9 protein-coding genes are annotated in these 10,685 nt (G+C 37.9%); 4 read left to right on the top strand and 5 right to left on the bottom strand.

The window, feature by feature from the left end:
- Positions 1-249 (bottom strand): hypothetical protein (locus BLP77_RS15965; protein WP_218118845.1); only part of this gene is annotated, 249 nt, incomplete at its 3' end.
- A 152-nt stretch (positions 250-401) separates the two neighbouring features.
- Positions 402-929: a D-glycero-alpha-D-manno-heptose-1,7-bisphosphate 7-phosphatase gene (locus tag BLP77_RS15275; protein ID WP_093857989.1), complete on the bottom strand. Its 528-nt coding sequence runs from the start codon at positions 927-929 to the stop codon at positions 402-404.
- Positions 930-1,160: 231 nt separating this feature from the next.
- Between BLP77_RS15275 and BLP77_RS15935 the strand changes: the two genes are divergently transcribed.
- Complete coding sequence (locus BLP77_RS15935) at positions 1,161-1,664, top strand: hypothetical protein (protein ID WP_261753370.1); 504 nt, start codon at positions 1,161-1,163, stop codon at positions 1,662-1,664.
- An 84-nt stretch (positions 1,665-1,748) separates the two neighbouring features.
- Here BLP77_RS15935 and BLP77_RS15265 read toward each other — a convergent pair whose 3' ends face one another.
- Together BLP77_RS15265 and BLP77_RS15260 are read right to left on the bottom strand one after the other, a co-directional pair.
- Entirely contained in the window at positions 1,749-2,075 is a 327-nt protein-coding gene (locus tag BLP77_RS15265; RefSeq protein WP_093857988.1) for a YflT domain-containing protein, read from the bottom strand.
- Positions 2,076-2,104: 29 nt separating this feature from the next.
- The gene (locus tag BLP77_RS15260; RefSeq protein ID WP_342668939.1) at positions 2,105-3,712 is read right to left on the bottom strand and encodes an FAD-dependent oxidoreductase; all 1,608 of its coding nucleotides are present in this window, start codon (positions 3,710-3,712) and stop codon (positions 2,105-2,107) included.
- A gap of 90 nt (positions 3,713-3,802) precedes the next feature.
- Between BLP77_RS15260 and BLP77_RS15255 the strand changes: the two genes are divergently transcribed.
- On the top strand, positions 3,803-4,054 hold the full coding sequence (locus BLP77_RS15255) for a hypothetical protein (RefSeq protein ID WP_093857986.1): 252 nt from the start codon (positions 3,803-3,805) through the stop codon (positions 4,052-4,054).
- A 229-nt stretch (positions 4,055-4,283) separates the two neighbouring features.
- Here the strand turns inward: BLP77_RS15255 and BLP77_RS15250 are convergent, their stop codons facing one another.
- Complete coding sequence (locus BLP77_RS15250) at positions 4,284-5,771, bottom strand: potassium/proton antiporter (RefSeq protein ID WP_093857985.1); 1,488 nt, start codon at positions 5,769-5,771, stop codon at positions 4,284-4,286.
- A 139-nt stretch (positions 5,772-5,910) separates the two neighbouring features.
- Between BLP77_RS15250 and BLP77_RS15245 the strand changes: the two genes are divergently transcribed.
- Positions 5,911-9,141: a BTAD domain-containing putative transcriptional regulator gene (locus tag BLP77_RS15245; protein ID WP_176753099.1), complete on the top strand. Its 3,231-nt coding sequence runs from the start codon at positions 5,911-5,913 to the stop codon at positions 9,139-9,141.
- Between the two features lie 233 nt (positions 9,142-9,374).
- A complete protein-coding gene (locus tag BLP77_RS15240; RefSeq protein ID WP_093857983.1) occupies positions 9,375-10,619 on the top strand; it encodes a substrate-binding domain-containing protein in 1,245 nt (414 codons plus the stop codon).
- The last annotated feature ends 66 nt before the right edge of the window (positions 10,620-10,685 follow it).

Here is a 10,685-nt window from a genome sequence, read left to right as displayed (position 1 = left end):
GTCGAGTACAAAAGTATAGCTTATAATCACAGCTGAAATAGAGCTCGTCTCAGGTACGCCACCATTGACCTTCGCTTTTGTCCGTGTTGTGGTTACAATGCAGGTAAGCCCAAAAATAAAGCCTGAAGGCTTATCTGAAAGAAAGTATAACACGGACAAATCGATTCTAAGTATTCGGACGGCTGGGGCCCCGTTACCCCAACCACCGAACACTAAGAATCGGGCGCTACGGTCAATGGCAAGCAGCAAAGCTGTGGCTGAACCTAAAGTTGTCTGAGACGTTCTCGTACTCTAATAATCAAGTGGCTGCTTTTTATATAGGAAACTACTTACACACTTTATTTGACAAACCCTTAACTTGTAGAAAAACTAGTCGTTTTTCTACAAGTTTTTTATGATGTTTAAGCTTTTTCATCCTCTAGAATCCAATCAGTAGCCTCACTTAAATTTTCAAAGCTTTTATAGGCTTCAGGCGTAGTGTCTGTGACCATTAAGCTTTTAATGCCTGCTGCATTCCCTGCTTCAATGTCTGGGTCCCGGTCACCAATCATATAGCTTTTCATAATATCAATATCATAATCCTCAATCAAATCGAGAAGCATTTGGGGGTTCGGTTTACGACAATAACAGTTTTCATGTGGTGCATGTGTACAAGCCATTATTTCTGTAAGGTGAGCCCCTTGTTTAGCTAACTCCTTCGCCATATGTTCGTGAATTTCATCTAGTTGTTCTTCTGTCATGTAACCGAGGCCGACCCCCCCTTGGTTAGTGACGACAAAAACTTCATAGCCAGCCTTGTTTAATTTCTTAATAGCTTCAGGAACACCATCTAATATATATAAATCTTCTGGTCGATTAACAAATTTAACGCGTTTCGTTTTAACCTCATTTATCACACCATCTCGGTCGAGAAATACAGCTTTGTTCACTAGTTTCATCCTTCCGTGTTATTTTCTTGGTTATTAACATTCCCATTCTTAAAATCTCCATAAAATCATAGTTAAGTCATTATTATTTTTACACATAACTCTATATTAGCATAGCAGTAATAGTTAAAGAAAAAATGGTTGTTTAATTCCTATGTTATGGACAGACACCTAACACTTTGAAGTATTCATATGATAAAGGTGTAGAGAAGTTTTAGATTAGAAAGGGGAATGATGTTGAACGGACAATTTGAAGGTTATAATCCGATGCCTTATGGCTATGATGAAAGACAACCAGGCCAAGGGTCACCGTTTGGGTTTTTAGGACAGTTATTTGGCTTTCCTGGCCAGGGACAGGGACAAGGTCAGGGACCGGGCTTTTCACCAGGGCCAGGAATCCCACGTCCACCAGGGCAACAACCTGGTTTTCCACCGGGACCACCACCAGGTCAACCGGGACAGGGGCAAGGTGCAGGACCACCACAATCACCGCCACCACAATTCACACCCCAACAAGGTGGTCAAGGTGGCCAATTTGGCGTATATGCCGTTGATCCAGGTTCTATTCGTGGATGCTTATTCCGTTATACGTACGTTTGGTTAGATAATCGGCAGCAGTTCTGGTTCTATCCTACGTTTGTCGGACAAAGATCAATTTCTGGCTATCGCTGGACCGGATTTTTCTGGGTTTATTATGGCGTTGATTTAAGACGTATTGATTCATTTCAATGCTTTTAAATGCGATGCAAAAGATAATTTAAAAACGACCCCATTCATAGAAATGGGGTCGTTTTTACGTCAATTAAGATGTTGATTGATTAATTAATGTAAGTAGTTCTCAACATCGTGATTACTATTGACGATGAGTAATAATTTACCTTCATCTAACATTTCTTCGTATTGTTCAGCTTGAATTTCAGATACACCGACTTCTTCTAGCCTAGCGCGTAACTCATCACCTTTTTTATCAAAGTCTTCTGGTCCAGAAATGTCGATTGAGTTCGTACTGGTTTCTTCTACGATGTGCTCTGTGTGATTGTCATCATGCGTTAGGACGAAAATATCGTCACGATTCACACCGTTATCTGTTAATTTTTTAATATCTGTCACCATGTTTTCGTCATTATTATAATCACGGATAAATGGCATTAAAAACACTCCTTTTAGATTTTATTATATTAATAACCTGATTCTTTTTTATTAAAATTAAAGTTCTCCAGCATTTTATAGTCATGCTGTGGAAGTGGTGTTTCTGCAGGACCTTCAATAACCTCACCTGTATATGAAAAGCGAGAACCATGACACGGGCAATCCCATGTTCGTTCGGATTCATTCCAATTTAGTTCACAGCCAACATGTGTACAGGTCGTATCGACAACATAGACATTTCCTTCTTTATCTTTATAGGCCCCTTTTCGTTCACCATTGACACGAATCACTGCGCCCTCATCATTATTCATATCATCAATTTGAGTTTTCGGCATTTCCATTTTGCCTTTAATTAAATGCTTGGCAACATCGAGATTTTCAACAAAGAATTTTTTTAAGCTTGGGTCCGCTGAAAAACGAGATGGCGAGAATAACTGTTCATAAGGATTTAAATTGCCTAATACGATGTCACTCATTAGCTGGGCTGCATTCGTACCATTCGTCATGCCCCATTTCCGGAACCCGGTTGCGATTAATACATTTTGACGTTTTTTCGAAATCGCTCCGACGTAAGGGATTTTATCTATTGTCGTAAGGTCTTGTGTTGACCATCGATGAAGGATTTCATAGCTATTTTCATCAAATACCTTATCACAGAAGCGTTTTAAGTTTTTATAATGCTTCATCATCCCTTCACCTTGACCAGTCTTATGCCCTTCGCCAATGATGAGGTATATTTCTTCACCATTTAAATAGGATTTTCTAATCGAACGATCGGGTTGATCAACACTTAGAAAATAATCACCAGGGTAAGGTTTCTCAGCTTTAACAGCTAATGCATAAGCCCGACTGGCATACATTCTCGTAAAATACATTCCCGTTCCTTCATAAAAAGGGAAGTGAGAACAAGCTAGTACATAATTGGCTTTGATACGAAAACCTTCACGGGTCACGACGACCGCAGATCCATGAGCATCTTCAACGTCAACGGCTGTTGTTTGTTCATATATTTTACCACCTTGTTGCGTGATAAGATTGACTAAATGGGTTAGATATTTTAATGGGTGGAATTGAGCTTGGTTCTTCATTGATAAAGCATTTTCGATTGTCACATTAAAAGGGATTTGATTTTCTAAATTACCTTTTATGTTTAAATGGTCATAAGCTTGGTATTCTTTTTCTAATTTGTTTTTGTACTCACCGCTTGTTGAATAAAGATAAGCATCTTGTTTCTCAAAATGGCAATCAATTTGATGATTTTGAACAAGCTCTTCAATTAACTGTAGTGCATCAGTTTGAGCTTCATAATACATTCGAGCTGGGTTATAGCCTTGTTTGTTAATTAACTCGTCATAAATTAATCCATGCTGAGCAGTAATTTTAGCTGTTGTGTGTCCAGTAGTTCCGTTAAGAATGGTACTTGCTTCAAGTAAGGCTACGTTTAAACCTTGTTGGGTCAGAAGGTAAGCAGCCGTAATGCCTGTAATCCCACCACCTACAATCGCCACATCAACGGTTTGATCTTCAGTTAATGGTTGAAAAGTGGGGATAGATGCTTCATCAAACCATATTGGTTGGGAATCATCTGGAAGCTTAGGTTGTGTCATGAATGATCCTCCTATTGCAACAACATACATTTTTATGTGTAGTCTTTGTCACAAAACATTCGTATATTCAGGTTTTTAAAAAGAAAGAAAATATAGTAAAATATAATTGGAGGGAAGCATATGGGAACTAGTCTATTTATTATTATTGGTTTTTTATTCATCATTACGTTAGTTGGAACGATTTTAATTGGTAAAAGTGAAAGTGATAAAGTTAAGAAATATGAACAAGAAGGTGCAACAGCAAGTGATGAATTAAATCGATCTTTGGAATATGAATCGTCATCATTAAAGAAAAATATACCTTCGTTACTTATTATTTATACGGTCGTTATTATCGCTGGAATTATCACATTAGCCATTTATATTTTCTAAATGTTACGTGTTTGTAATATTTTCTTAATCAATGTGTAATATCAATTTTACAGCTGGAATGTTATTCTATTAATGAAAGTGAGTATGAAAGGTTAGTTTCCCCCTAGTTTTATAAAAGTAATAGGTTTGTAAGCGTTTAAGCCATGGACTTCATTGTTCATGGCTAAATTTTTGTAAAGAAAACCCTGGCAAATCACCAAAGTTCTATTACCATCCTTAGACCGGTATTTTATGCTTTACCTGGTTTCTTTTTTCGGTTTAACATCTTTCTTAGCTCCTCTTTATATTTTCTAGAAACTAAAATATAAAGGAAATCACCCGCCTTAATTTCTGTATCACCATATGGCGTAATGAGCCGGTCTCCACGAACAATCGCACTGATCGTCACGTGTTTTGGAAATTCTATATCCTTTAACGTTTGTCCGACGACTGCATTTTCTCTATTAGCTTGAAATTGAACCATTTCAGCATTAGCTTTGGCGATTGAAATAAGTTCAATAGAATGGTGTGGCGTATCCTTAACGGGTCCGATTAACCCTAACTTAGCGGCTACATTACTAATTGATGACCCTTGAACTAAAGCTGAAGTTAAGACAACAAAGAAGATGAGATTAAAAAATAAGACGGCTCCCTCTAAGCCTGAAACTATGGGAAAAGTTGCAAGAACAATCGGTACAGCACCGCGCAATCCAGCCCACGATATAAATATTTTTTCTTTAATGGAATAATTCATTTTAATTAAAGAAAGAAAAACGGCAATTGGACGAGCAACAAAAATTAAAACTATTGAGATAAATAAGCCCTGAGTCATAACATTGATAGAGAAGACGTGCTCGGGAAAAGCGAGTAATCCTAAGATCACAAACATGAGGATTTGTGCGATCCATGCAAAACCCTCATTGAATTGAGAGATCGAATAACGATAGGTAAGTTCAGAATTACCGATTACTAGTGCTGCAACATACACAGCTAAAAATCCGCTTGCATCAATGAATGAAGCAACACTATAGGTGATTAGTCCAAAAGATAATGTGAAAATTGGGTATAGTCCCGATGATTCTAAGTTAATTCGATTAATGGCGATGGTGGCCAACTTCCCAATTCCAAGCCCAAGAATTAAACCAATCCCCATCTGCCAAAAGAATGATGGGAGCATCATCCAAAAACTTGTATCCGGTTGTAAAATTAATTCTATAAATATAAGGGTTAAAAAGACTGCCATTGGATCGTTTGTCCCAGACTCAGCTTCCAATGTAGCCCCTATTTTGGCCTTAATATTGCGCTCTTTTAAAGCTGCAAACACTGCTGCAGCGTCTGTTGAACCAACAATAGCCCCAAATAATAACCCTTCATACCATTCGACATCTAAAATATAATGGACCGCAATACCTGTAATGATTGAAGTGATTAGAACGCCAACTGTTGCAAGTAAGAGCGAGGGTAACGCAACGGAACGAACGGTTTGCCATTTTGTTTCTAAACCACCTTCAAATAAAATAATGATTAAAGCAAGTATCCCAATCGCCTGAGCCATCTCGGCATCATCAAAATATATAAAACCTAAGCCATCACTTCCAATTAACATCCCAAACAATATAAAAAGCACAAGTGACGGAAGCCCAATACGGTTAGAGAATTTAGCGGCAAATACGCCACAAGCAAGTAGAAAGGCTATGAGAAATACAATTCCATCATTTTCTAATGAACCAAAAAACATGGCAGTTCCCCTTTTTTCCTAATGACGATTCGTCACTTTGTTATGTTGATATCTTTCTTAAAATAAATAGAAATATAATGCAAAAAATATATGTGTTAAAATAAATAGTGAAAATTTTATGACAATAAGGAGGCCGAGAATGAGTAGCCAAATTCCAATATTAGAATCACAATTTTCACCACCTGCAGTGAAAGGCCAGTTTGTACAACGCGCCGCGTTACATAAAAAATTACAACTCATTCCGAGCTATCCAGTCACCTTTATTTACGCTGGTGCAGGTTATGGAAAAAGTACAGGACTTAGTTTGTTTACGCAGTATTCGAAATATAATGTTTCCTGGTTTTCCATAACAGAATTTGATACTGATCTATTGCCTTTTTTGACTAAATTAGTCTATGCCATAAAAAAATGTTACCCACATTTTGGTGACCGAGTTTTAACTCAACTAGAACAGATTCACCATCACGTTCGTGAACGCGAAATTTGGACATGCTTGACCAAGCTAGTTAATGAATTAGAGAAAATAAATGAAGAATTTATTATAGTGTTAGACGATGCTCATCATTTTATGAATACCCATGTGATTGAACAGTGGATACAATTATTTATTGAACATTTGCCAGAAGGTATTCATTTTGTTCTTTCTTCGAGACAAAAGCCACGCTGGAGCGTTCTATCACGTTTGAAAGTCAAAGGGGATTTGCTCGAAATTACACAAATAGACTTAGAATTGAGTGAAGCGGAAGTCACGCATTTAATTCAAGAGGTTCACGGGATTGAATTAGGTGAAGGATCCGTTCAGCAAATTCATCAGATAACAGAAGGTTGGGCCATTGCCTGTGGAATGTTCGTTCATCAATTATCTTCCGGTGAACCAAAAGAATCATTATTAAATCTTGAAGTACAGTCGCTAGATGACCTATTTCAATATATAGAAATTGAAGTTTTGTCAAAACAACCGGTCATTATCCAGAAGTTTTTGGAACAAACCGGTGTTTTTGAATTATTGACCGCTGATGCCTGTGATCAAATATTACGCATTAATAGCTCGAGTCAAATGTTAGACGATTTAAAGTATCAAAGTCTTTTCATACAACAAATCGATGACACCCACTATCGATATCATGCTTTATTCCAAAGGTTTTTGGAAAATCGCTTGAAACAGACTAATCGAGAAGAATATGAACATTTACATCGTGAAGCGGCTTATTATTTAGAGCAGCAAAATGATTTAGAGAATGCGATTCATCATTGGCTAATCGTTCGGCAATTTGAATTGGCCGCTCAATTGTTGGCTGATCATGGCCAGAGAATGATAAATGAAGGTAGAATAGTTCGATTAAAACAACAACTAGATAAAATGCCAGAAAAAGATAAGAATCATTTTCCGGTTTTATGGTTCTATAGTGGTGAAATGTTACGATATCGTGCTAAGTATGAAGACGCTGAAGAGCATTATAATCGAGCGATAGCCTTAGCCGAAGCACTAGAGGATTATTATGTCTTAAGTATGGCCTACGAAGGAAAAGCGCGAATTTACTTAGATACCATTCGTCCAGATCAAGCCGATCAGTTTTTACGAAAAGCGATAAGGTATCGGGAGCCATTAGATGTTAAAGATGAGGAAAAAGCCCGTCTTTATCACATGTTAGGCGAAAATTTATTGAATTTAGGCCATGCGAAAAAAGCAGAGGCTTGGCTGAATAAAGCTAAAGCGTTAAACCTTCCCATTGATGATACTAATTTGGAAGGTAGAATTTATTTGCGAACAGGTCGGTTATATCAAGCCAAACAATTTCTAAAAGATAAAAAAGAGAAGTTTCCGAACGATGAGTCAGACCTCTTACCGCAATCTTACCGGGAAACCGATATTTTATTATCTATTATTGAATCGTTTATGGGGTATGCTGAAGATGGAAAAAAGTCGGCTGAACTTGGATTGCAGTTAGGTATAGGGTACGACTCAGCATTTGTTGAAGCGTGTGGCTGGATGCGTATGGGACACGCTGTTCAATTACTAAGACGTTATGATACTGATTTAGCTATCAAATGTTATGACAATGCTTTAAGTTTAATGGATCAGCTTAATGTCTCTCGTTTAAAGGCAGAACCTTACATGGGGTTATGTATGCTTTATGGCATTAATGGTGAATATGAAGAAGCCTTCCATGCTGGACAAATGGGGCTTCGTGAGACGGAGTTAGTTAAGGATTTATGGTTATCATCTATTATAAGATTATGTATCTCGATCGCTTCGGTACAGTGTAAACGCTATGATTATGCATTTGAAATTCTAGAGGAAACACGTGAGCATTTTCAAGCTTGTGAAGATGATTATGGACTAATGTTAGTCGCATTTTGGAAGGCCTTTTTAGCCTTCGAAACAAAAGATTCTAAAACCTTTTATACTGAGATGGAGGCGTTTATTAAAAGACTTCAAACGGGTTCTTATGAGTTTTTCTTAAAACATCGGACTTATTTTGGTCCGGTTGATTTGCAATTGATCGCTCCTTTACTATACCGTGCACAGGAAAAAGGTATTTATGAAACCTATGTGACTCGAATGATTCATGAGTTAGGTTTTGGGGATCTGAAAAAACATCCAGGATACACCTTACGCTTAATGACATTGGGTGAGTTTCAAATATTAGTTGGTAATGAACAGGTTAATGATTCAGATTGGACACGAGCAAAGTCTAAAGAGCTTCTAGAATTATTCATCACGAATCGGCATACGACAATGACGAAGGAAGAGGTTTTTGAGCAGCTTTGGCCAGAACAGGATGAAACAGGTGCTAATAAAAATTTTAAGGTGACGCTTAATGGCTTACTTAAAATATTAGAACCACATAGACAAGCACGTGAAGAATCATTTTTTATCCAGCGTTCGGGTAGCTCGTATCGGTTAAATCCAAAATCAGGTTATGAGCTCGACATTAATCTATTTGAGGAATTTATACAGGCGGGTTTGGATGAGAATGAACCTGATAAATCAAAGGAGCTCCTATTACGCGGTCTAAAATTATATGAGGGAGATTATTTAGCGAATCATCGTACAGTTGATTGGTTATTACATGAACGTGAAAGACTCCAGGTTTTATTTTTGCGTGGTGCTGAAAAGCTTGCTCAAGTATCTGTTAGACTAGAGGATTATCACACCTGTATTCGTTGGTGCCAGGAAATTTTATACCATGATAAAACGTGGGAAGAGGCTTATCGATTATTAATGTATTGCTACTATCAGCAAAATAATCGCCCACATGCGATTAGGTGGTATAAGAGATTGGAAGATGTTTTAGAAAAAGAGCTTAGTATTCAGCCGATGAAAACTACACAAGAAATGTATGAAATGGTTATGGAACAGGTATAGATATGGTCTGCTCGGGCTAGAGCAGATCATTTTTTTATAAACCATCCTGTTAGGCCTCATGCAATATTTAGCTGTCGGATGTAACTCTTTTGTAACTCTTTTCAATTATCTTAATAACAAGCTTGAATGATTACAACTTTAGGTACGTTTAATGCTGTTTAAGGCTTTAGCCATTAGGACTTGGCGTTAAGCTAACCGAGTTTATCTTAATAACAATTTAAGGGGGATGGAACATGTCCAAAAAATTTATTGGTTTAATAGCACTGTCACTCATGCTAGCTTTGCTTTTAGTAGCGTGTGGTGATTCAGAGGAAGGCGCAGATGATCAAACGGAGACAGAGAATAATAATGATGCAGCTGAGGAAGAAGGCGAACCAATTAAAATTGGTGTCCTAGTATCGTTGTCTGGTGCACTGGAGGCTTATGGTGTTCAGACACAAAGAGGGTTTGAATTGGGGTTAGATTATGTAACGGACGGAACAAGAGAGTTTAACGGTCGTCCAATTGAGGTCATCTATGAAGATACAGAAACGTCACCAGATGTGGCACGTCAGAAGGCTTTAAAACTATTAGAAGATGATGAGGTTGACTTTTTAGTAGGTTCATCAAGCTCCGGAGACACATTAGCCGTTACACCTTTAGCGGAAGAATATGAAACGATTATGGTTGTTGAGCCGGCGGTAGCGGATAGTATTACAGGTAGTGAATATAACGACTATATTTTCCGTACGGGACGTAACTCTTCACAGGATGCTGTCGCAGGGGCAGCAGCGATCGCAGATGAAGGTGTTACGATTGCAACTTTGGCACCTGACTATGCTTTTGGTCATGATGGTATTGCAGCCTTTAAACCGGTTGCTGAAGAGCTAGGAGCAGAAATAGTCTTAGAAGAATATGCACCTCAAGACGCAACAGATTTTACGCCTCATGTTCAAAAAATCATTGAAGCGGATCCAGACTATTTATTCGTTGTATGGTCTGGTGCTAATAGTCCTTGGAACGCTATTGTCGATATGGGCGTACAAGATAAAGGAATTAAAATCTCAACAGGTGCGCCAGATATTGCGGCATTAAAGACAATGAATGATTTGGTTGGTATGGAAGGATTCACGGTTTATCATCATACATTACCTGATAACGAAGTCAATGACTGGTTAGTAGAAGAACATACGGCCCGTTATGATGGTGATCTACCAGATTTATTTACGCCGGGTGGAATGAGTGCTTCTATGGCAATAGTTGAAGCATTAGAACAATCAAATGGCAGTACAGATGCAAATGAATTAATTGACGTCATGGAGGGTATGAGCTTTAATTCACCAAAAGGTACAATGACCTTCCGTGAAGAAGATCACCAAGCTTTACAAGCCTTATACGCGGTTGAACTCGTTGAAAAGGATGGATTCGACTATCCCGTACCAAAGTTGATTCGCGTACTAGAACCAGAAGAAACCGAGCCACCTATTATGAATGATTAATAGTTTTAAGTTTTGACAGGTAGGTTCAAAGCCTACCTGTTACATATAACAAAGGGCTTTATTTTA

This window comes from Tenuibacillus multivorans (assembly GCF_900103915.1).
GTDB classification, from domain to species: Bacteria; Bacillota; Bacilli; order Bacillales; family Alkalibacillaceae; genus Tenuibacillus; species Tenuibacillus multivorans.
Note: the sequence above shows the minus strand (reverse complement) of the source record. Positions and strands in the feature narration are given on the sequence as shown.